The sequence below is a fragment of the Cellulomonas fimi genome (assembly GCF_028583725.1).
GTDB classification, from domain to species: domain Bacteria; phylum Actinomycetota; class Actinomycetes; order Actinomycetales; family Cellulomonadaceae; genus Cellulomonas; species Cellulomonas fimi_B.
Window position 1 is genome coordinate 1150958 of the sequence record NZ_CP110680.1, and the last position, 22445, is coordinate 1173402.

Genomic DNA, 22445 nt, shown 5'->3' on the forward strand with positions numbered 1-22445 from the left:
TCGTGGTCTCGGTGGGGTCGTCAGCGGGCGCGGCCGCGGACGATCGCGGTGACGTAGCCGGCCCAGAACGCCTCACGCTGCCGGCGGGCGGCCGCGGCGCGGACGCGGGCGAGCGCGATCGCGGCGTTCTGCGGTCCGTGGAGCCGCGCGTAGGCCTGCGCGAGCGCCTCGGTGAACGGCTCGGTGAAGGGCTCCGTGAACGGTTCCGTGAACGGGTTGGCCCCGAGCGCCTCGGTGAACGGCTCGGTGAACGGCTCCGTGAAGGGCTCCGTGAACGGTTCCGTGAACGGCTCGGTGAACGGTTCGGTGAAGGGCTCGGTGAACGGGTTGGCCCCGAGCGCCTCGGTGAAGGGCTCCGTGAACGGGTTGGCTCCGAGCGCCTCGGTGAAGGGTTCCGTGAACGGCTCGGTGAACGGCTCGGTGAACGGTTCGGTGAAGGGCTCGGTGAACGGGTTGGCCCCGAGCGCCTCGGTGAAGGGCTCGGTGAAGGGCTCCGTGAACGGTTCGGTGAAGGGCTCGGTGAACGGGTTCGCCGTGAGCGCCTCGGTGAACGGCTCCGTGAAGGGCTCGGTGAAGGGCTCCGTGAACGGCTCGGTGAACGGCTGGGCCGCCGCACCGAGGCGGTGCTCCCGCACCCCGGCCGCTGATCCGGCCCCCTGCTCGCCGCGCGCCGGACCCGCCGGGGTGCCGGTCGCCGCGGCAGGCTCCGCGCCCGGCCGGCCCGTGGGTGAGCCCGGCGTGCCCGCGGCGGGGCCGCCCGGGTTCTGCGGGCCGACGGCGCGGCGCCGGCGCGGACGCCGGTAGGCGGCGGACACCGGCGGGAAGAGCCCGCCGGACGACTGCTGCTGCGCGGCCCGCAGCTGTGCGGCGCGCCGCGCGAGCGCGGCCTGCCGGGCGCGAGCGGCACGGACCGAGGCAGGCGTCGCGACGTCCACGCCGAGCGTCGACAGGACCGCGTCGACGGGGTTGGCGACGGAGTAGGACCCGTCGTGCTCGCCGGCCCACAGGAGCCCGACGACCTTGCCGTCCTCGTCGACGACGGCGGACCCGGAGTCGCCGCCCGCGGAGAACGACGTCTGCCCCTCGGCAGGCTCGATGCGGATCTGGTCGCGCAGCGTGCGCCATCCGATGCCCGGGCCGAAGTCGACGGACGTGGTGAAGTCGGTCGAGACGACGCGTCCGGTGCGCAGGCCCGTCGTGCGGCCGTGCTTGCGGACCTCGGACCCCTCGACGGCGGCCGCGGAGCCGGTCACGGGCCCGATGCCGACGATGCCGGGCAGCCAGGCCGCCCCGGGGGCGATCGCGACGACGGCCGCGTCGATCCGGTCGGTGAGGGTGCCGCGCACGAGCGCGCCGAACTGGTCGTGGCGCGAGGCGCCGTCGGCGAGCGACGGCTGCACCCAGCGGCTGCCGACGTCCTCGAGCCCGTCGCCGGCGGCGACGTGCCAGTTGGTCAGGGCCAGCGCGCGGCCGGTGTGCCGCTCGACGACGACGACGCCGAGCGTGCCGTTGACGGACCGCAGCTCGGCGGACGTCGCGCTCTGGATGGTCACGGGGTCGACCGGACCGATGCTGATGCCACCGGCGAGCGGGCGGACGCGGCCGCGCATGAGCGTGGTGACGTCCTCGACGGCGGGTGCCTCGTGGTGGAGGACGACGCGGTGCTCGACGACGTCGGTGGGGATGCCGTCGATGGTGGCGGGGATGCGCTGCGCGTCGTCGAGGTCGGCCGCGTCGAGCTTGCGGGTGACGTGGACGACGATGGCCTGCCGCCCGGTGGGCTGTCCGTCGGACCACTTCTCGCCGATGTCGACGCCGACCACGCCCGGGCGGGCGATGAGCGAGTCCTCGTGGCTGCGCTTCGTCGGGCGGATCTGCTCCCGGCTGAGGGGCTCGGGCGCGCTGTCCTGCTCGGTCATGTCGTGCGTCTCCTCGGTTCTCGAAGTCCACGGTCCCGGCCCGGTCCGTGCCGTCACCGCGGGGGGCGGGCCGGACGGAGGGAGGTCGGGCGGGTGCTGGCGAGGAGCGCCCGCGGCCTGCCCAGATACACGTCCGGCGAAGAAATCTTGGAGCAGGTGTATCTGGCGGCGGCAGCCCCGCTCCTGACGGTCGACCCCGGCACGGGGGAGCGGGCGCTCGCAGGCGCGCGGGACCGGAGCGCACCGGGCCCGCGGCGGAGCCGGTCACCCGTCCGTGTCGTCCTTGTCGGGGTTGTCCGGGCCGCCCTACTGTGTCAGGGGCGCGGCCGCCCGACGAGGCCAGCCTGTGAGGGGTCCATGATGAGTGACGACCTGGTGGAGCCGGTGGACGCCGCGCTCCGCGAGGGGGAAGGGCTGGCCGACCAGGCCGCCCGGGCCGTGGTCGCGTACCGCGACGGTGACAGGGCGCCGCTCGCGGCGCTCGTGCACGTGATGACGCCCCTGCTGTGGCACACGGTCCGCGCCCAGGGCGTGGCTTCGGAGCAGGCGCAGGACATCGTGCAGAACGTCTGGCTGACCCTCGTGCGTGACATCGAGTCGATCCGCGACCCGCGGGCGACGCTGCAGTGGATGCTCGTCACCGCGAAGCGGGCGGCGTGGCGTGCGGTGCGGCGCACCCGGGAGGACCTCGTGCGGCACGAGCAGGACGAGCACGTCACCGACTGGCTGTCGGCTCCGGCGGAGGACCGGCCGGACACCGTGGCGGTGCGGTCGGAGCGCGACCGGGTGCTGTGGGAGCACGTCGGCACGCTGCCGGACCGCTGCCGCCGGCTCCTGGGGCTGGTCGCGCTGGTCGACCGGCCGGACTACACGGTCGTCTCCCGGGCGCTCGGGATGCCGGTCGGGAGCATCGGCCCCACGCGTGGCCGCTGTCTCGCGAAGCTCCGCCTCGCCCTCTCCAACGACCCCGCCTGGAGCATGTCATGAGCACCGACGAGAGCACCCTCGCCCTGGTCGCCGCGGGTTCGCTGGACGTGGCCGACGTCGAGATCCTGCAGCAGCTCGCGTCGCTGGTCGGCGCCTCGGACCCGGTCCCTGCGGGGCTGGTGGACCGCATCGGCATGGCGCTGACGATCGAGGCGCTGCACGCGGAGCTCGCGGAGCTCCACCTCGTCGGCGAGCCCGCGCTCGCGGTCCGCGCGGACGAGGCGAGCATCGAGGCCGGCACCATCACGTTCACGACGGACGTGCTCACGGTGATGATCTCCGTGCACCCGGAGGCGGACCGCGTGCGGGTGGACGGCTGGGCGGCGCCGGCGAGCGAGCTGTCGGTCGAGCTGCACCAGTCGGGCGACGTGACGACGGTGACGTCGGACACGGACGGCCGCTTCTCGTTCTCGGACGTCGAACGGGGCCCCGCGCGCCTCGTCCTGCGACGCCCGGAGGAGCCGCAGGTACCCATCGTGACCCCGCAGATCGAGCTCTAGGGCACAGATGTCGGACCCGGGCGGCCCGGCGGCCGCCGGGCCGCTCACCGTCGGCGTCCTCGCCGAGGCGCTGGTGCGCGCCGAGACCGAGAACGCCGAGGGTCGTCCGACCCGCGCCCGGCGCCGCCTCCGACCGCTCCTGCGGGACCTGGAGGCGCTGCCGGGTGCGCCGGACGTCGTGCGGCTGCGCGCCCGGGCGCTCGTCGAGCTCGCGAAGGCGGACTTCGAGACGCGGGGTGCCCCGGGTCCGGCGCTGGACGAGCTGGACGCGATGCTGGTCGAGCACGAGAAGGACCCGTCGCGCGGCTGGGCGGGCCTGGTGCCCGCGGTCGCGGGGCTGCGCGGGCTGCTCGCGCTGCGGGCGGGGCGTCAGCACGAGGCGCTGCACTGGCTGGACGAGGCCGTCGCGTCCATCGACGACGCCGACCCGATCGACGCGTGCCGCGTGCTGCTGAACCGCGGTGTCCTGCACTCGGACATGCACCATGTCGCGCTGTCGCGGGCGGACTACGCGGAGTGCGCGCGCCGGTCGCGCCGGGCGGGCTTCGAGCTGCTGACGTTCAAGGCCGAGCACAACCTCGGCTACCTGGACTTCGTCGCCGGGAACCTGCCGGACGCGCTCGCGCGCATGGAGGCCGCGGCCCGGATCCTGCCGGGCCCGCCGCGTCCGACGGCCCTGCTCGACCGGGCCCGCGTCCTGCTGGAGGCGGGCCTGGTCGGCGTCGCGGACCAGACGCTCGCCGAGGCGGCCGAGGCGTTCGAGCAGCACCGGCGCGTGCGGGACGTCGCGGAGTGCGAGCTGGGGCGGGCGGAGTGCGCGCTGCTGCGCGGCGACGTCGCGGCGGCCCGCCGGTTCGCCGCGTCGGCCGAGCGCCGGTTCCGGCGGCGCCGCGAGGACGCGTGGGTCGTGCGGGCCGCGCTGCTGGGGCTGCAGGTGGACGCGGTCGCGTACGCGCAGGCGCCCGCCGACGCGGGGACGCGGGCGCTGTGGGCGGGGCTGTCGCGCCGCGCGGGCCGCCTGGAGGCGATGTGCCGGGCGACGGGCCGCACGGCGTGGGAGGTCGGCGCGGCCTACGTCCGGATCGAGGCGGACCTGGCGCGCGGGGCGCTCGACGACCCGGACGCGCTGCTCGAGCAGCTCGGCACGGTGCGGGGGAGCGACCCGGTCGCGGTCCGGCTGCACGGCCGCTGGATCCGCGCGAAGCTCGCGCAGGCGGCGGGCGACCGGGCGCGCGCGGCGAGGTTCGTGCACGCGGGCCAGCGCGACCTGGCGCTGCACCGGTCGCGGTTCGGGTCGCTCGACCTGCGCACGGCGGGCGCGGTGCACGGGCGGGCGCTCGCGTCGCTCGACGTCGAGCTCGCGCTCTCGACGGGTCGCGCGTCGGCGCTGCTCGACGCCGCCGAGCGGATCCGCGCGGTGATCGGCGGGACGCCGCGGGTCAACCCGCCGAGCGACCCGGACTCGGCGGCGCTGCTCTCGCAGCTGCGCCGGCTCATCGACGACAGCCGCGGCGTCATCGGCCGGGCCAGCGCCGACCCGCAGCGGTCGCGCGCGTTCCGGGAGGCGCAGCGGCTCAAGCACGAGATCCTGGCCCGGTCGTGGCACGAACGGGGGCAGGCGGGCGACGAGCGCCCCGGCCGGGCGTCGGAGGCGCGCCGGCTCCTCGCGGACCGCCCGCACTCGGCGCTCGTGGACATCGGCGTGCACCGGGGTGAGCTGCTCGCGGTCGCCGTGACGGCGCACCGGACGGAGCTGCACCGGCTGGGGCCGGCCGCGAGCCTGTCGGAGCTGGTGCAGCGCGTGCACGCCGATCTCGAGGTCACCGCGAACCCGCTGGTCCCGACCGAGCTGCGGGCGGTCGCGCAGCGCGCGCTGCGGCGCGGCATGCAGGCGATCGAGGCACGCCTCGCCCCGCTGCTGGGCGCCCCGGACGAGCTCGTCGTGGTCGCGACGGGTTGGCTGGCCGCGCTGCCATGGTCGATGCTCGCCGCTCGGGCGGGCCGGCCGACGGTCGTCGCGCCGTCGGTGCACCACTGGGTCCGCTACGCCGGGACGGTCGGCGCGCTCTCGGGCCGGGTCGCGGCCGCGGCCGGTCCGGGGCTGCGGCACGCCGACGACGAGGTGCGCGAGGTCGCGGCGCTGTGGCCGGACGGGGAGGCCGTGGTCGGTGCCGACGCGACGGTCGCGCGCATGATCGCGCTGCTGGGCTCACCGGGGGTCGTGCACCTGGCCGCACACGGTCGGCACGAGCCCGACAACCCGTTGTTCTCGTCGGTGCGGCTGGCCGACGGCCCGCTGTTCGCGCACGAGCTCGACGCCGGGTCGCAGACCCCGGACGTGGTGATCCTGTCGAGCTGCGAGGTCGGGCGGGCGTCGGTGCGGGCGGGCGGCGAGGCGCTGGGCATGGCGAGCGTCCTGCTGCGGCGGGGCGTCGGCTGCGTCGTCGCGGCGATCGCGCCGCTGCCGGACGAGACGGCGAGGCGCGTGATGACCCGCACGCACGTGCTGCTGCGCGAGGGGCACCCGGTGGCGCGCGCGGTGGCGACCGCGATGGCGGAGGACGCCGAGCGCACGGGGACCGTCGCACCGCTCATGTGCTTCGGCGCCCCGGTGTGACGCACGGGGTGTGACGGACGCGATTTGGGTGGCGCGCCCGGCGTGCCGTACTCTTGACGCGCCCAAGACCGCCGGTCGTCGGCGTCGCGCTCTGCGACCTCGACCGAAGTCCCGCAGCAGCGGAGGCCAGCGCAGGTGAGAGTTCCCCGACGGACCGGCCCCGCCGCGTCCTGACGCCGAGCCCCGCGCCTGCGCGGGGCTCTTTCGTTGTTCGGGGCGCAGACCGGTGGCACCACCATCGGAAGGATTGCCATGGCGAGGCCGGACAAGGCAGCCGCTGTCGCAGAGCTCACGGACCGGTTCCGTGAGTCGAACGCGGCCGTGCTGACCGAGTACCGCGGGCTCACCGTCGCGCAGCTCAAGCGGCTGCGCAAGGCGCTCGGCGGTAACGCAACCTACGCCGTGGTGAAGAACACGCTGACCGCGATCGCGGCCAAGGAAGCCGGTCTGACTGGCCTCGACGACGCGCTCAAGGGCCCGTCGGCGATCGCCTTCGTCACCGGCGACCCGGTCGAGGCCGCGAAGGGTCTGCGTGACTTCGCCAAGGCGAACCCCGCGCTGGTCATCAAGGGCGGTGTCCTCGACGGACGCGCCCTGACCGCCGCGGAGGTCACCAAGCTCGCGGACCTCGAGTCCCGCGAGGTGCTCCTGGCCAAGGCGGCCGGTGCGATGAAGGCCAAGCTCTACCAGGCTGCCTACGTCTTCACCGCGAACACCGCCCAGGCCGCTCGTGTCATCGATGCCCTGCGCCAGAAGCAGGAGTCGGAAGGCGCTGCCGCCTGACCGTCCGGGTCCTCCGGGCGGCCACGCGTCGCGCACACCCCCACATCTGCTTCGGCAGCCGCACCGGCTGACCGGGCACCAGACGAAAGGAACGCCATCATGGCGAAGCTCAGCACCGAGGAGCTCATCGAGCAGTTCAAGGGCCTCACCCTCATCGAGCTCTCCGAGTTCGTGAAGGCCTTCGAGGAGGTCTTCGAGGTCACCGCCGCCGCTCCCGTCGCCGTCGCCGCGGCCCCCGCCGCCGGTGGCGCGGGCGCCGAGGCCGAGGCCGAGGAGGAGAAGGACTCGTTCGACGTCGTCCTCGAGGCGGCCGGCGACAAGAAGATCCAGGTCATCAAGGAGGTGCGCGCCCTCACGTCGCTCGGCCTCAAGGAGGCCAAGGACCTGGTGGACGAGGCCCCCAAGGCCGTCCTGGAGGGTGTCAACAAGGAGGCCGCCGAGAAGGCCAAGGCGCAGCTCGAGGGCGCCGGCGCCACGGTCACCCTCAAGTGATCTGACTCCGGCCCGGTCCCGCGGACCGCGTGCCGGAGGCGCTCCGCACGGAGGCCGCATCCCGCGAGGGGTGCGGCCTCCGTCGTGTGCGAGGGGCGGTGCGTGGCGCGGTGCGGGGCATGGTCCGGAAGGCGCTGCGACCTGCTCCGCTTTCGCGGTCAGGGTGACGTGTGCCACCATGTGCCGCGACGACAGCGTGGTCGTCGACGCGGGCGAGTCGCCCGCGTGAGCGAGAAGCCGGGACGGCGTCGACGACGACGCGGGACCCGGCCGACGCCGGGTGGACTTTCCCATGCCGGTTGAGTATGCTAGCGCTTTGCGCTGGCCTGTGCCCGCGATCCCGTATAACCCGAGCCCTGGACGTCGTACGTGCGCGACGTGCCGTGGCTCGCACGGCCGGGGGATCGCGCCCCGCCTGACCTGCGCAGCGTGCACACGATCCGCAGGGAAGGACCCCTCTTGGCTGCCTCGCGCACCCCTTCTGCACCGACCGCTGACGCCATCGCGAACCGCACCGCATCCCGTCGCATCTCCTTCGCCAAGATCCACGAGCCGCTCGAGGTCCCCGACCTGCTCGGCCTGCAGACCGAGAGCTTCGACTGGCTGCTCGGCAACGAGCGCTGGCAGGCCCGCGTGGCCGCCGCGCTGGAGAACGGTCGTCAGGACGTCCCCGAGACCGCGGGTCTCGAGGAGATCTTCGAGGAGATCTCGCCGATCGAGGACTTCGGCGGCTCCATGTCCCTCTCGTTCCGCGAGCACCGCTTCGAGCCGCCGAAGTACACGGCCGAGGAGTGCAAGGAGAAGGACTTCACGTACGCGGCGCCGCTGTTCGTCACCGCCGAGTTCGTCAACTACACGACGGGCGAGATCAAGAGCCAGACGGTCTTCATGGGCGACTTCCCGCTCATGACGGAGCGCGGCACCTTCATCATCAACGGCACCGAGCGCGTCGTCGTCTCGCAGCTCGTCCGCTCGCCGGGCGTGTACTTCGAGCGCATGGCCGACAAGACGTCCGACAAGGACATCCTCACGGCCAAGGTCATCCCGAGCCGCGGTGCGTGGCTCGAGTTCGAGATCGACAAGCGCGACAACGTCGGCGTGCGCGTCGACCGCAAGCGCAAGCAGAACGCGACCGTCCTGCTCAAGGCGCTCGGCATGTCCGAGGCGGAGATCCGCGAGGAGTTCGCCGCGTACCCGGCCGTCATCGAGACGCTCGAGAAGGACCACGTCCAGACGCAGGACGAGGCGCTGCTCGACCTCTACCGCAAGATCCGCCCGGGCGAGCCGCCGACCGTCGAGGCCGGCCGCGCGCTCATCGAGAACTTCTACTTCAACCCGAAGCGCTACGACCTCGCCAAGGTCGGCCGCTACAAGCTGAACAAGAAGCTCGGCCAGGACGCGCCGCTCGCGGACTCGGTCCTGTCGCTCGCGGACGTCGTCGCGACGATCAAGTACCTCGCGTCGCTGCACATCGACCTGCAGACGCTGCCCGGCACGCGGGCCGGCGAGGCGATCGAGGTCCGCGTCGAGACGGACGACATCGACCACTTCGGCAACCGTCGCATCCGCGCGGTCGGCGAGCTCATCCAGAACCAGGTCCGCACGGGCCTGTCCCGGATGGAGCGCGTCGTGCGCGAGCGCATGACGACGCAGGACGTCGAGGCGATCACGCCGCAGACGCTCATCAACATCCGTCCCGTCGTCGCCTCCATCAAGGAGTTCTTCGGGACGAGCCAGCTGTCGCAGTTCATGGACCAGAACAACCCGCTCGCGGGCCTGACGCACAAGCGTCGTCTGTCGGCCCTCGGCCCGGGCGGTCTGTCGCGCGACCGCGCCGGCATGGAGGTCCGTGACGTCCACCCGTCGCACTACGGCCGCATGTGCCCGATCGAGACCCCTGAGGGTCCGAACATCGGTCTCATCGGCTCGCTCGCGTCGTTCGGGCGGATCAACCCGTTCGGCTTCGTCGAGACGCCGTACCGCAAGGTCGTCGACGGCCGCGTCACGGACGAGGTGCACTACCTCACCGCCGACGACGAGGACCGTCACGTCATCGCGCAGGCCAACGCGCCGCTGCTCGCCGACGGCACCTTCGAGGAGGACCGCGTCCTGGTCCGCGTCAAGGGTGGCGAGATCGAGTACGTGACCGGTGTGACGGTCGACTACATGGACGTCTCCCCGCGCCAGATGGTGTCGGTCGCGACGGCCCTCATCCCGTTCCTCGAGCACGACGACGCCAACCGCGCGCTCATGGGCGCGAACATGCAGCGCCAGGCCGTGCCGCTCGTCCGCTCCGAGGCGCCGCTCGTCGGCACCGGCATGGAGCGTCGTGCGGCTGTCGACGCCGGCGACGTCATCGTCGCGACGAAGCCGGGTGTCGTCACGGAGGTGTCGGCGGACCTCATCGTCGTCGCCAACGACGACGCGACCACGTCGACCTACCGCGTGGCGAAGTTCCGCCGCTCGAACCAGGGCACGTCGTACAACCAGCGCGTGCTGGTCGACCAGGGCGCGCGCGTCGAGGTCGGCTCGGTGCTCGCCGACGGCCCGGCGACGGACGAGGGCGAGCTCGCGCTCGGCCGCAACCTGCTCGTCGCGTTCATGTCGTGGGAGGGTCACAACTACGAGGACGCGATCATCCTGTCGCAGCGCCTCGTGCAGGACGACGTCCTGTCCTCGATCCACATCGAGGAGCACGAGGTCGACGCGCGTGACACCAAGCTCGGCCCCGAGGAGATCACGCGGGACATCCCGAACGTCTCCGAGGAGGTCCTGGCCGACCTCGACGAGCGCGGCATCATCCGCATCGGCGCCGAGGTCGCGGCGGGCGACATCCTCGTCGGCAAGGTGACCCCCAAGGGCGAGACCGAGCTGACCCCCGAGGAGCGCCTGCTCCGCGCGATCTTCGGCGAGAAGGCGCGCGAGGTCCGCGACACGTCGCTCAAGGTGCCCCACGGCGAGTCGGGCACGGTCATCGAGGTGCGCACGTTCAGCCGGGAGGACGGCGACGAGCTGCCCGCCGGCGTGAACGAGCTGGTCCGCGTGTACATCGCGCAGCGCCGCAAGATCACGGACGGCGACAAGCTCGCCGGCCGTCACGGCAACAAGGGCGTCATCTCGAAGATCCTCCCTGTCGAGGACATGCCGTTCCTCGCGGACGGCACGCCGGTCGACGTCGTGCTGAACCCGCTGGGCGTCCCCGGTCGTATGAACGTCGGGCAGGTCCTCGAGACGCACCTCGGGTGGGTCGCGAAGCAGGGCTGGGACATCGAGCTCGCCGAGGGCGACGTCTCCTGGAAGGAGCACGTCCCCGCGGTCGCCGCGTCGTCGCCGGCCGGCAACCCGGTCGCGACGCCCGTCTTCGACGGCGTCCCGGAGGAGACCCTGACCGGTCTGCTCGGCTCGACGCTGCCGAACCGGGACGGTGTCCGCACCGTCCAGCAGGACGGCAAGGCGCGCCTGTTCGACGGCCGCTCCGGCGAGCCGTTCCCGGACCCGGTCGCGGTCGGCTACATGTACATCCTCAAGCTGCACCACCTGGTCGACGACAAGATCCACGCCCGCTCGACCGGCCCGTACTCGATGATCACGCAGCAGCCGCTGGGTGGTAAGGCGCAGTTCGGCGGTCAGCGGTTCGGCGAGATGGAGGTGTGGGCACTGGAGGCGTACGGCGCCGCCTACACGCTGCAGGAGCTCCTCACCATCAAGTCCGACGACGTGCCCGGCCGCGTCAAGGTGTACGAGGCGATCGTCAAGGGCGAGAACATCCCCGACTCGGGCATCCCGGAGTCCTTCAAGGTCCTCCTCAAGGAGATGCAGTCGCTCTGCCTGAACGTCGAGGTGCTGTCGTCCGACGGCGTGTCGATCGACATGAAGGAGAACGACGACGAGGTCTACCGCGCCGCGGAGGAGCTCGGCATCGACCTGTCGCGTCGCCCCAACGCCAGCAGCATCGAAGAGATCTGACGCCGAGCCTGTCGCGGGCGGCCCTGCCGCCCGCGACAGCGCCCGCACCCCCTTGCACCATTCCGTCCGCCGGGCCTCCTGAAGGACCCGGCAAGCGAAGGAAGTAGGACCCCTTGCTCGACGTCAACGTCTTCGACGAGCTGCGTATCGGCCTGGCCACGGCCGACGACATCCGTGCGTGGTCGCACGGCGAGGTGAAGAAGCCCGAGACCATCAACTACCGGACCCTGAAGCCGGAGAAGGATGGCCTGTTCTGCGAGAAGATCTTCGGTCCCACCCGGGACTGGGAGTGCTACTGCGGCAAGTACAAGCGCGTCCGCTTCAAGGGCATCATCTGCGAGCGCTGCGGTGTCGAGGTCACGCGCTCCAAGGTGCGCCGTGAGCGCATGGGCCACATCGAGCTCGCCGCCCCGGTGACGCACATCTGGTTCTTCAAGGGTGTGCCGTCGCGTCTGGGCTACCTGCTCGACCTGGCGCCCAAGGACCTCGAGAAGGTCATCTACTTCGCGGCCTACATGATCACGTGGGTCGACGAGGAGGGCCGTCACGAGGACCTCCCCAACCTCCAGAACGAGATCGACCTGGAGAAGAAGGAGATCGCGGACCGCCGCGACAACGACATCAACGCCCGCGCGCTCAAGCTCGAGCAGGACCTCGCCGAGCTCGAGGCCGAGGGCGGCAAGGCCGACGCGCGCCGCAAGGTCCGCGACTCGGCCGAGCGCGAGATGGCCCAGATCCGCAAGCGCGCGGACGCGGACCTCGAGCGCCTCGAGAACGTGTGGGACCGGTTCAAGAACCTCAAGGTCGCGGACCTCGAGGGCGACGAGCTGCTCTACCGCCAGCTGCAGGACCGCTACGGCAACTACTTCGAGGGCTCGATGGGCGCCGCGGCGATCCAGAAGCGTCTCGAGGCGTTCGACCTGGAGGCGGAGTCCGACAACCTGCGCGAGATCATCAAGACGGGCAAGGGCCAGCGCAAGACGCGTGCCCTCAAGCGTCTGAAGGTCGTCAACGCGTTCCTCACGACGAACAACTCGCCGACGGGCATGGTCCTCGACGCGGTGCCGGTCATCCCGCCGGACCTGCGCCCGATGGTCCAGCTCGACGGTGGCCGCTTCGCCACGTCGGACCTGAACGACCTGTACCGCCGCGTCATCAACCGGAACAACCGCCTCAAGCGGCTCCTGGACCTGGGCGCGCCGGAGATCATCGTCAACAACGAGAAGCGGATGCTCCAGGAGGCCGTGGACTCGCTGTTCGACAACGGCCGTCGTGGTCGCCCGGTGACGGGCCCCGGCAACCGTCCGCTGAAGTCGATCTCCGACATGCTCAAGGGCAAGCAGGGCCGGTTCCGCCAGAACCTGCTCGGCAAGCGCGTCGACTACTCGGGCCGTTCGGTCATCGTCGTCGGCCCGCAGCTCAAGCTGCACCAGTGCGGCCTGCCGAAGCAGATGGCGCTCGAGCTCTTCAAGCCGTTCGTCATGAAGCGGCTCGTGGACCTCAACCACGCGCAGAACATCAAGTCGGCCAAGCGCATGGTCGAGCGCGCCCGCCCGGTCGTGTGGGACGTGCTCGAGGAGGTCATCACCGAGCACCCGGTGCTGCTGAACCGTGCGCCCACGCTGCACCGTCTGGGCATCCAGGCGTTCGAGCCGCAGCTCGTCGAGGGCAAGGCGATCCACCTGCACCCGCTCGTCTGCGCCGCGTTCAACGCGGACTTCGACGGTGACCAGATGGCCGTCCACCTGCCCCTGAGCGCGGAGGCGCAGGCCGAGGCCCGCATCCTCATGCTCTCGAGCAACAACATCCTGAAGCCGTCCGACGGCCGCCCCGTGACCATGCCCTCGCAGGACATGATCATCGGCCTCTTCCACCTGACCTCCGACAAGGAGGACGCGGAGGGTGCCGGCCGGGCGTTCAGCTCGGTGTCCGAGGCGATCATGGCCTTCGACCAGGGGACGCTCGACCTCAACGCGGTCGTGAAGATCCGGTTCGACGACCTGGTGCTGTCGGAGGAGGACGCCCCCGAGGGCTGGTCCGAGGGCGACACGCTGCTGTTCGAGACGACGCTCGGCCGTGCGCTCTTCAACGAGCTGCTGCCGGTCGACTACCCGTACGAGAACGGTGTGGTCGACAAGAAGCGCCTCTCGGCGATCGTCAACGACCTCGCCGAGCGCTACCCGAAGGTCGCCGTCGCGGCGTCCCTCGACGCGCTCAAGGAGGCCGGCTTCCGCTGGGCGACGCGCTCCGGCGTGACGATCTCGATCTCCGACGTCGCGACCCCGGCCGCGAAGAAGGACATCCTCGAGGAGCACGAGGCGCGGGCCGCCAAGGTCCAGGGCCAGTACGACAAGGGTCTGATCACCGACGACGAGCGCCGTCAGGAGCTCATCGAGATCTGGACCCAGGCCACGGACAAGGTCGCCAAGGCGATGCAGGAGAACTTCCCTGCCCGCAACACGGTGTACCGCATGGTCGGTTCGGGCGCGCGCGGCAACTGGATGCAGGTCCGGCAGATCGCCGGTATGCGTGGTCTGGTCGCCAACCCGAAGGGCGAGATCATCCCGCGCCCGATCAAGGCGAACTACCGCGAGGGCCTGTCCGTCCTCGAGTACTTCATCGCGACGCACGGCGCCCGCAAGGGTCTGGCGGACACCGCTCTGCGGACCGCCGACTCGGGCTACCTGACGCGTCGTCTGGTGGACGTCTCGCAGGACGTCATCGTCCGCGAGGAGGACTGCGGCACCGAGCGTGGCCTGACGATGCCGATCGGCGTCCCGGGCACCGAAGGGCTGCGTCGTCACGACAAGGTCGAGACCTCCGTCTACTCGCGCACGCTGGCGACGGACATCGAGGTCGACGGCGAGCTCATCGGCCACGCCGGTGACGACGTCGGCGACGTGCTGCTGGACCGCCTGCTCGAGTCGGGTGTCGACACGCTCAAGATCCGGTCGGTGCTCACGTGCGAGTCCCGCGTCGGCACGTGCGCCAAGTGCTACGGCCGCTCGCTGGCCACCGGCAAGCTCGTCGACATCGGCGAGGCCGTCGGCATCATCGCGGCCCAGTCGATCGGTGAGCCCGGCACCCAGCTGACGATGCGCACGTTCCACACCGGTGGTGTGGCCTCGGCGGACGACATCACGCAGGGTCTGCCGCGTGTCCAGGAGCTCTTCGAGGCCCGCACCCCCAAGGGTGAGGCGCCCATCGCGGAGTTCTCGGGCCGCATCGCGATCGAGGAGGGTGACCGCTCGCGGCGCATCGTCCTCACGCCGGACGACGGCTCGGAGGAGATCGCCTACCCGATCACGAAGCGCTCGCGCCTGCTGGTGAACGACGGCGACCACGTCGCGGTCGGCACCCAGCTGGTCCAGGGTGCGGTCGACCCGAAGAAGGTGCTGCGCATCCTCGGCCCGCGTGCCACGCAGAAGCACCTGGTCGACGAGGTGCAGGAGGTCTACCGCTCGCAGGGCGTGGACATCCACGACAAGCACATCGAGGTCATCGTGCGGCAGATGCTGCGGCGCGTGACGGTCCTCGACTCCGGCACCACGGACCTGCTGCCCGGCGAGCTCGCCGAGCGCGGCCGGTTCGAGGACGCGAACCGCAAGGCCGTGTCCGAGGGTGGCCAGCCGGCGTCGGGTCGTCCCGAGCTCATGGGCATCACGAAGGCGTCGCTCGCGACGGACTCGTGGCTGTCGGCGGCCTCCTTCCAGGAGACGACGCGCGTCCTCACCGAGGCCGCGATGTCGGGTCGGTCCGACCCGCTCCTGGGCCTCAAGGAGAACGTCATCCTCGGCAAGCTCATCCCCGCCGGCACGGGCCTGCCCCGCTACCGGAACATCACGGTGGAGCCGACCGAGGAGGCGAAGGCCGAGCTGTACCCGACCTTCGGCTACGACGAGATCGACTTCCCCGCCCTGGGCCTCGGCTCGGGCGAGGCGATCCCGCTCGAGGACATCGACTTCGGCGACTTCCGCTGAGGTCAGCACCTCTCCGACCCGAGGGGGTCCGCCGTCCGCGGCGGGCCCCCTCGGGCGTCCGGGCCGCCGGGTGCGGGGGAGAGCGCGACGCGCGCGGCGCCGCTTCCACGGGTAGCGTGACGGTGAGCGCCGTCTCTTTGACGCTCCCGTGGGGGCCCAGGTAACGTAGGACACCGTGCCCGCGCCGTCGGGCCCTCATGCGTGCACCCGGACGTGCCCTCGCTGACGCGGGGGAGCGGGCCAGGAGCACCGGGTGGTTCCCCTCCACCGCGTCACCTCCGTCACGGAACACCGGACGGGAAGCGCCGCGGAAGGCCGGGGCGACACGCCCGGGCGCGGGGGTCGGTGCGGGACTCAAGACCCCGGGAAGTAGTCGCGCGACGGGCGACGACCCCCCACCTGCCGGCCGTCCAGGGTGACGGGTCCGGTCGACCAGAGCTCATCCAACAGACGGAGACGTAGTGCCTACGATCCAGCAGCTGGTCCGCAAGGGCCGGCAGGCGAAGACGAACAAGTCGAAGACGCCCGCCCTCAAGGGCTCCCCCCAGCGGCGCGGTGTGTGCACCCGCGTCTACACCACGACCCCGAAGAAGCCGAACTCGGCCCTCCGCAAGGTGGCCCGCGTCCGTCTCTCGAGCCAGGTCGAGGTCACCGCGTACATCCCCGGCGTCGGCCACAACCTGCAGGAGCACTCGATCGTGCTCGTCCGCGGCGGCCGTGTGAAGGACCTCCCGGGTGTCCGGTACAAGATCGTCCGTGGTGCCCTCGACACGCAGGGCGTCAAGAACCGCAAGCAGGCGCGTAGCCGCTACGGCGCGAAGAAGGTGGGCTGATGCCTCGTAAGGGTCCGGCCCCGAAGCGGCCGCTGATCTCCGACCCGGTCTACGGGTCGCCGGTCGTCACGCAGCTGATCAACAAGGTCCTCCTCGACGGCAAGAAGTCCGTCGCGGAGTCGATCGTCTACGGCGCGCTCGAGGGCGTGCGCGAGAAGACGCAGGGCGACCCGGTCGTCGTGCTCAAGCGCGCGCTCGACAACGTGCGCCCCTCGCTCGAGGTCCGCTCGCGCCGCGTCGGCGGTGCCACGTACCAGGTCCCGGTCGAGGTGCGCCCCGTGCGCCAGACGACCCTGGCCCTGCGCTGGCTCACCGACTACTCGCGCGCCCGTCGCGAGAAGACGATGACCGAGCGCCTCATGAACGAGATCCTCGACGCCTCGAACGGCCTCGGTGCCGCGGTCAAGCGCCGCGAGGACATGCACAAGATGGCCGAGTCGAACAAGGCCTTCGCGCACTACCGCTGGTAATCCCAGCCGGTCGCCGCGCCCCGTCCGTGCTGCTCAGCAGGCGCGGGCGGGGCGGCGGCACCACCACAAGCCAACCGACAAGGGGCAACTCACGTGGCACTGGACGTGCTCACGGACCTGACGAAGGTCCGCAACATCGGCATCATGGCGCACATCGATGCCGGCAAGACCACCACCACCGAGCGGATCCTGTTCTACACCGGGGTCAACTACAAGATCGGTGAGACGCACGACGGCGCGTCGACGATGGACTGGATGGAGCAGGAGCAGGAGCGCGGCATCACGATCACGTCCGCCGCGACGACCTGCTACTGGAAGAACAACCAGATCAACATCATCGACACGCCCGGCCACGTGGACTTCACGGTCGAGGTCGAGCGCTCGCTGCGCGTCCTCGACGGTGCGGTCGCCGTGTTCGACGGCAAGGAGGGCGTCGAGCCCCAGTCGGAGACGGTCTGGCGCCAGGCGGACAAGTACGACGTCCCGCGCATCTGCTTCGTCAACAAGATGGACAAGCTCGGCGCGGACTTCTACTTCACGGTCGACACGATCGTGAACCGCCTCAAGGCGAAGCCGCTCGTCATCCAGCTGCCCATCGGCTCCGAGAACGACTTCATCGGCGTCGTGGACCTCGTCGAGATGCGCGCCCTGGTGTGGCGCGGCGAGACGGCCCTCGGCGAGAAGTACGAGATCGAGGAGATCCCGGCCGACCTGCAGGAGAAGGCGGAGGAGTACCGCGCCGCGCTCCTCGAGTCCGTCGCCGAGACCGACGACGAGCTGCTCGAGAAGTTCCTCGGTGGCGAGGAGCTGACGGTCGCCGAGATCAAGGCCGGCATCCGCAAGCTCACGGTCGCCTCGGAGGCCTACCCGGTCCTCTGCGGCTCGGCGTTCAAGAACAAGGGCGTCCAGCCCATGCTCGACGCCGTCATCGACTACCTGCCGACGCCGCTCGACGTGCCGGCCGTCCAGGGCCACGACGCCAAGGACGCCGAGATCGTCATCGAGCGTCACCCGGACGCGACGGAGCCGTTCTCGGCCCTCGCGTTCAAGGTCGCCGCGCACCCGTTCTTCGGCAAGCTGACCTACGTCCGCGTGTACTCGGGCAAGGTCTCGCAGGGCGCCCAGGTGCTCAACTCGACCAAGGGCAAGAAGGAGCGCATCGGGAAGCTCTTCCAGATGCACTCCAACAAGGAGAACCCGGTCGAGGACGCGACCGCGGGCCACATCTACGCGTTCATCGGCCTCAAGGACGTCACCACCGGTGACACCCTGACGGACCCGTCGGCGCCCGTGGTCCTCGAGTCGATGACCTTCCCGGAGCCCGTCATCGACGTGGCGATCGAGCCGAAGACGAAGGGTGACCAGGAGAAGCTCTCCACGGCCATCCAGAAGCTCGCCGAGGAGGACCCGACCTTCCGGGTCAAGCTCGACGAGGAGACCGGCCAGACCGTCATCGGCGGTATGGGCGAGCTCCACCTCGACATCCTCGTCGACCGCATGCGTCGCGAGTTCAAGGTCGAGGCGAACGTCGGCAAGCCGCAGGTCGCGTACCGCGAGACGATCCGTCGCTCGGTCGAGAAGATCGACTACACGCACAAGAAGCAGACCGGTGGCTCGGGCCAGTACGCGAAGGTCCAGATGACCTTCGAGCCGCTGGACCCCGCCGAGGGCGAGCTGTACGAGTTCGAGAACAAGGTCACCGGTGGCCGCATCCCTCGCGAGTACATCCCGTCGGTCGACGCCGGTATCCAGAGCGCGATGCAGCTCGGCGTCCTGGCGGGCTTCCCGCTCGTGGGCGTCAAGGCGATCCTGCTCGACGGCGCGTCGCACGACGTCGACTCCTCGGAGATGGCGTTCAAGATCGCCGGCTCGATGATCCTCAAGGAAGCGGTCCGCAAGGCCGACCCGGTCCTCCTGGAGCCGGTCATGGCCGTCGAGGTCCGCACCCCCGAGGACTACATGGGTGACGTCATCGGCGACATCAACTCGCGCCGCGGCATGATCCAGTCCATGGAGGACGCGACGGGCGTGAAGGTGATCCGCGCCCAGGTTCCTCTCTCCGAGATGTTCGGGTACGTCGGTGACCTGCGGTCGAAGACCCAGGGTCGCGCGGTGTACTCGATGCAGTTCGACAGCTACGCCGAGGTTCCTCGGAACGTTGCCGACGAGATCATCAAGAAGACCCGGGGCGAGTAGTCCCACAGGTCGAACCCTGTAGTTCCATCACACAAACCGACCCGTAGGACCGCACGCCTCGCGTCTACCCTCCCGGTAGCCGCAGACGGGCACTCTCTACCAAGTCCTGAGGAGGACACCCAGTGGGCAAGGCGAAGTTCGAGCGGACCAAGCCGCACGTCAACATCGGGACCATCGGTCACGTCGACCACGGCAAGACGACGCTGACCGCCGCGATCTCGAAGGTGCTGCACGACAAGTACCCGGACCTGAACCCCTTCACGCCGTTCGACGAGATCGACAAGGCGCCGGAGGAGAAGCAGCGCGGTATCACGATCAACATCGCGCACGTCGAGTACCAGACGGAGAAGCGCCACTACGCGCACGTCGACGCGCCGGGTCACGCCGACTACATCAAGAACATGATCACGGGTGCGGCGCAGATGGACGGCGCCATCCTCGTGGTCGCCGCGACGGACGGCCCGATGGCCCAGACGCGTGAGCACGTCCTGCTCGCCCGTCAGGTCGGCGTGCCCTACCTGCTCGTGGCGCTGAACAAGTCCGACGTCGTCGACGACGAGGAGATCCTCGAGCTCGTCGAGGTCGAGGTGCGCGAGCTCCTCTCCTCGCAGGGCTTCGCGGGCGACGACGTGCCGGTCGTGCGCGTCTCCGGCCTCAAGGCGCTCGAGGGCGACCCGGTCTGGGTCAAGTCCGTCGAGGACCTGCTGGACGCGGTCGACGAGAACGTCCCGGACCCGGTCCGTGACATCGACAAGCCGTTCCTCATGCCGATCGAGGACGTCTTCACGATCACCGGTCGTGGCACCGTCGTCACCGGCCGTGTCGAGCGCGGTCAGCTCAAGGTGAACGAGGAGGTGGAGATCGTCGGTATCAAGGAGAAGGCGATCAAGACCACGGTCACCGGCGTCGAGATGTTCCGCAAGCTGCTCGACTACGCCGAGGCCGGCGAGAACGTCGGTCTGCTCCTGCGCGGCACGAAGCGCGAGGAGGTCGAGCGCGGCCAGGTCGTCGTGAAGCCGGGTTCGATCACCCCGCACACCGAGTTCGAGGGCCAGGTCTACATCCTGGCCAAGGACGAGGGCGGCCGTCACAACCCGTTCTACGGCAACTACCGTCCGCAGTTCTACTTCCGGACGACGGACGTCACCGGTGTCATCACGCTGCCCGAGGGCACCGAGATGGTCATGCCCGGTGACAACACCGAGATCCACGTGAACCTCATCCAGCCCATCGCCATGGAGGAGGGCCTCGGCTTCGCCATCCGCGAGGGTGGCCGCACCGTCGGCTCGGGCCGGGTCACGAAGATCCTCAAGTGATCACCGCCCTTCGGGGCTAGATCGCTGAACGCAGGGCCCGGGAGCTTCGGCTCCCGGGCCCTGCGTCGTCCCACCAGCCGGCGCGCCGGCAGGTGGCCGACCGTTCCGTCGAAGCCTCGCCGATCCCGGCGCGCGGACCGGGCGGTGGCTCGGTACGGTCGCCGCCATGCCTGCGGACAGCGACCGACCCCAGCCGGACCGGCAGCAGCCCCGCGGCGACCGTGCGCGCTCGGAGGGAGCGGTGGACGCGTCCGACGGTCGTCCTGCGAGCAGCCGGTCGGCCGTCCCGCTCCGCACATGGCTGCTGGTCGGCGTGGCGCTCGTCGTCGGGGCGCTCGTCCTGGTGGTGACGCAGGGCCCGTTGCGCTCCGACCCGTGGCCGTGGGGAGGGCCCGGTCGTGGGCCGGACCCGGACCGCACGGTCGGGCTGGCGCGAGGCGGCGCGGACTCCGCGCGACTCGTCGTGACGGGCGACGTGTCGACGCTCACCGTGCGCGCCGACGCACCGCGCTCCGACCTCGTCGTCGTGGAGCCGGCGGGCGCGGACCGGCCCGCGACGGTCGACGGCCCGGACGACGCCCCCGTGGTGACCCTGGGCGGTGGTGCGGTCGTGGTCCGGGTCGCCGCCGACGTCCGCTGGGAGGTCGAGGTCCGCAGCGGGGCGTCGCGCGTCACGACGGACCTCGCGGCGACGGAGGTCGGCGCGGTCGTGCTGGCCGCAGGCGCCGACGTGGTCGAGCTGACCCTTCCCGCTCCCGACGGCCGGGTCGTCGTGGACCAGCGCGCGGGCGCGGGGAGCCTGGTCGTGCACGTGCCGCAGGACGTCGGCGTGCGCGCGCTCGTCACGTCGGGTGCCGGCTCGGCGACGGTCGACGGCCAGACGACGGACGGCCTCGGCGCGGGCGCCGAGGTCAGCACCGTCGGGTTCGACCCGGGCGCGCCGCACTACGAGGTGCGCGTCGGCGGGGGCGTGGGCTCGCTGACGGTCGAACGGCGTTGACCCGGCGCGGACGACCGCTGACCCGGCGCGGACGACCGCGTCGGCCGGGCGGGTGGTGTGCGTCCGGGCACCGCCCGTGCGCGTCCCCGTCGACCTAGGCTCGCGCGCATGACCCTCCCGCCCGCGGTGCGCCGGCTCACCGACGTCGCGACGGACGCCGCGCGCGCGGTGGTGGCGGACCGGGTCGCGCCGTCGCTCCCCGTCGGTCACCCGTGGCGGTCGTGGTCGGGCCTCGACGCGGGCGGACCGCGACCGTGGCCGTCCGCGATGACGTCGCCGGCGTGCCTCGTGTCGGTCGCCGCCGCCGTCGGGCCGGCCCTCGACGTCTTCGCCGGCGTCGCCGCGGCCGCCGGGCTGCGGGTCGAGCGGACCGCCGGAGCGGGCGGGGTCCCGGTGTGCACGGTGCGTGGGCCGCGTGCGTCGGTGGGTGGCGTCCTCGGGGAGGTCGCGCTGGCCGCCGTGGTCGCGGCCGAGCTGCCCGTGCCGTTCGTGGCGACGGCGGTGCACGTGCGGGGACACGCGGTCGACGGGTCCACGTGCGTCCTGCGCGTCGAGGTCGAGGACCACGACGCGGAGCGGGACGGCTTCCGCCGGCGGTTCGTCGACGTGCTCGAGCGCTTCGTCGAGGCGTCGGCGGCCCACGGCGTGCGGGTCGAGGTGTCGCCGTGGGAGGACCGGCGTCCGCCGACGGTCGTGCACGTCGGCCGGCGCCCCCGGGGACCGGTCCCGCGCTGACGTCGAGCGCCGGGAGCCCGGCGTGCCGCGTGGTCGCGGTGCGGTTGTGGGGGAGCGCACAGGACAGCGGGATTGGAGTATCGGGCGTCCGTCTGGCAGACTAGTCAAGTTGCCCGCTGGGGGTGGTGTGCCTACGTGCGCCCGACCGGCTGGGCAGGTAGACGTGGAGAGCGTCCGGACCCCGGGGTCACCCGGCGGTGGACGCTCGACTACAACCACCGACCTCGTGCCGGGAACGGTACGCAGCGCAGAGGCCTGTCGCGTGAAGCGACACGCCCGAGTGCGGGGGTCGGACGGACCGGTTCGAAGAGAGAGAAGTAGACGACGCCATGGCGGGACAGAAGATCCGCATCCGGCTCAAGTCCTACGACCACGAGGTCATCGACAGCTCGGCGCGCAAGATCGTCGACACGGTGACTCGCGCTGGTGCGTCGGTCGTGGGTCCGGTGCCGCTGCCGACGGAGAAGAACGTCTTCTGCGTCATCCGGTCGCCCCACAAGTACAAGGACAGCCGCGAGCACTTCGAGATGCGCACGCACAAGCGGCTCATCGACATCATCGACCCCACGCCGAAGGCCGTCGACTCGCTCATGCGTCTCGACCTGCCCGCGGACGTGAACATCGAGATCAAGCTCTGACGCTGGGAAGGAA

15 protein-coding genes are annotated in these 22445 nt (G+C 71.3%); 14 read left to right on the forward strand and 1 reads right to left on the reverse strand.

What is annotated here, in order from left to right; translation table 11 throughout:
* Nucleotides 1-20 precede the first annotated feature (20 nt).
* Nucleotides 21-1919 carry a trypsin-like peptidase domain-containing protein gene (locus tag OOT42_RS05270; protein WP_273653887.1) on the reverse strand — a complete coding sequence of 633 codons (1899 nt, stop codon included), beginning with the start codon at nt 1917-1919 and terminating at the stop codon, nt 21-23.
* A 360-nt stretch (nt 1920-2279) separates the two neighbouring features.
* Between OOT42_RS05270 and OOT42_RS05275 the strand changes: the two genes are divergently transcribed.
* The 14 genes from OOT42_RS05275 to rpsJ all read left to right on the forward strand — a co-directional run bounded on the left by OOT42_RS05275 (nt 2280) and on the right by rpsJ (nt 22432).
* Complete coding sequence (locus OOT42_RS05275) at nt 2280-2906, forward strand: RNA polymerase sigma factor (protein ID WP_273653888.1); 627 nt, start codon at nt 2280-2282, stop codon at nt 2904-2906.
* Nucleotides 2903-3406, forward strand: coding sequence for a carboxypeptidase regulatory-like domain-containing protein (locus tag OOT42_RS05280; RefSeq protein ID WP_273653889.1), 504 nt, complete (start codon nt 2903-2905; stop codon nt 3404-3406). The genes OOT42_RS05275 and OOT42_RS05280 overlap by 4 nt, the downstream gene beginning before the upstream one ends.
* Before the next feature lie 7 nt (nt 3407-3413).
* On the forward strand, nt 3414-6023 hold the full coding sequence (locus tag OOT42_RS05285; RefSeq protein ID WP_273653890.1) for a CHAT domain-containing protein: 2610 nt from the start codon (nt 3414-3416) through the stop codon (nt 6021-6023).
* Nucleotides 6024-6275: 252 nt separating this feature from the next.
* The gene (gene rplJ / locus OOT42_RS05290) at nt 6276-6806 is read left to right on the forward strand and encodes a 50S ribosomal protein L10 (protein ID WP_124342753.1); all 531 of its coding nucleotides are present in this window, start codon (nt 6276-6278) and stop codon (nt 6804-6806) included.
* A gap of 99 nt (nt 6807-6905) precedes the next feature.
* Entirely contained in the window at nt 6906-7298 is a 393-nt protein-coding gene (rplL, locus tag OOT42_RS05295; RefSeq protein ID WP_273653891.1) for a 50S ribosomal protein L7/L12, read from the forward strand.
* A gap of 459 nt (nt 7299-7757) precedes the next feature.
* Nucleotides 7758-11264 (forward strand): DNA-directed RNA polymerase subunit beta, encoded by a 3507-nt coding sequence (gene rpoB, locus OOT42_RS05300; RefSeq protein WP_273653892.1) that lies wholly within the window; start codon nt 7758-7760, stop codon nt 11262-11264.
* A gap of 113 nt (nt 11265-11377) precedes the next feature.
* The gene (locus tag OOT42_RS05305; RefSeq protein WP_273653893.1) at nt 11378-15244 is read left to right on the forward strand and encodes a DNA-directed RNA polymerase subunit beta'; all 3867 of its coding nucleotides are present in this window, start codon (nt 11378-11380) and stop codon (nt 15242-15244) included.
* A 461-nt stretch (nt 15245-15705) separates the two neighbouring features.
* Nucleotides 15706-16077 (forward strand): 30S ribosomal protein S12, encoded by a 372-nt coding sequence (gene rpsL, locus OOT42_RS05310; RefSeq protein WP_013770160.1) that lies wholly within the window; start codon nt 15706-15708, stop codon nt 16075-16077.
* Entirely contained in the window at nt 16077-16547 is a 471-nt protein-coding gene (rpsG, locus tag OOT42_RS05315) for a 30S ribosomal protein S7 (protein ID WP_013770161.1), read from the forward strand. Before rpsL ends, rpsG begins: the two co-directional genes overlap by 1 nt.
* A gap of 93 nt (nt 16548-16640) precedes the next feature.
* Nucleotides 16641-18743, forward strand: coding sequence for an elongation factor G (gene fusA / locus OOT42_RS05320; protein WP_124342364.1), 2103 nt, complete (start codon nt 16641-16643; stop codon nt 18741-18743).
* A gap of 122 nt (nt 18744-18865) precedes the next feature.
* Nucleotides 18866-20059 (forward strand): elongation factor Tu, encoded by a 1194-nt coding sequence (gene tuf / locus OOT42_RS05325; RefSeq protein ID WP_013770163.1) that lies wholly within the window; start codon nt 18866-18868, stop codon nt 20057-20059.
* 166 nt (nt 20060-20225) lie between these two features.
* Nucleotides 20226-21059: a hypothetical protein gene (locus OOT42_RS05330; RefSeq protein ID WP_273653894.1), complete on the forward strand. Its 834-nt coding sequence runs from the start codon at nt 20226-20228 to the stop codon at nt 21057-21059.
* Between the two features lie 108 nt (nt 21060-21167).
* Entirely contained in the window at nt 21168-21794 is a 627-nt protein-coding gene (locus OOT42_RS05335) for a hypothetical protein (protein WP_273653895.1), read from the forward strand.
* 329 nt (nt 21795-22123) lie between these two features.
* Complete coding sequence (rpsJ, locus tag OOT42_RS05340) at nt 22124-22432, forward strand: 30S ribosomal protein S10 (protein WP_013117879.1); 309 nt, start codon at nt 22124-22126, stop codon at nt 22430-22432.
* The last annotated feature ends 13 nt before the right edge of the window (nt 22433-22445 follow it).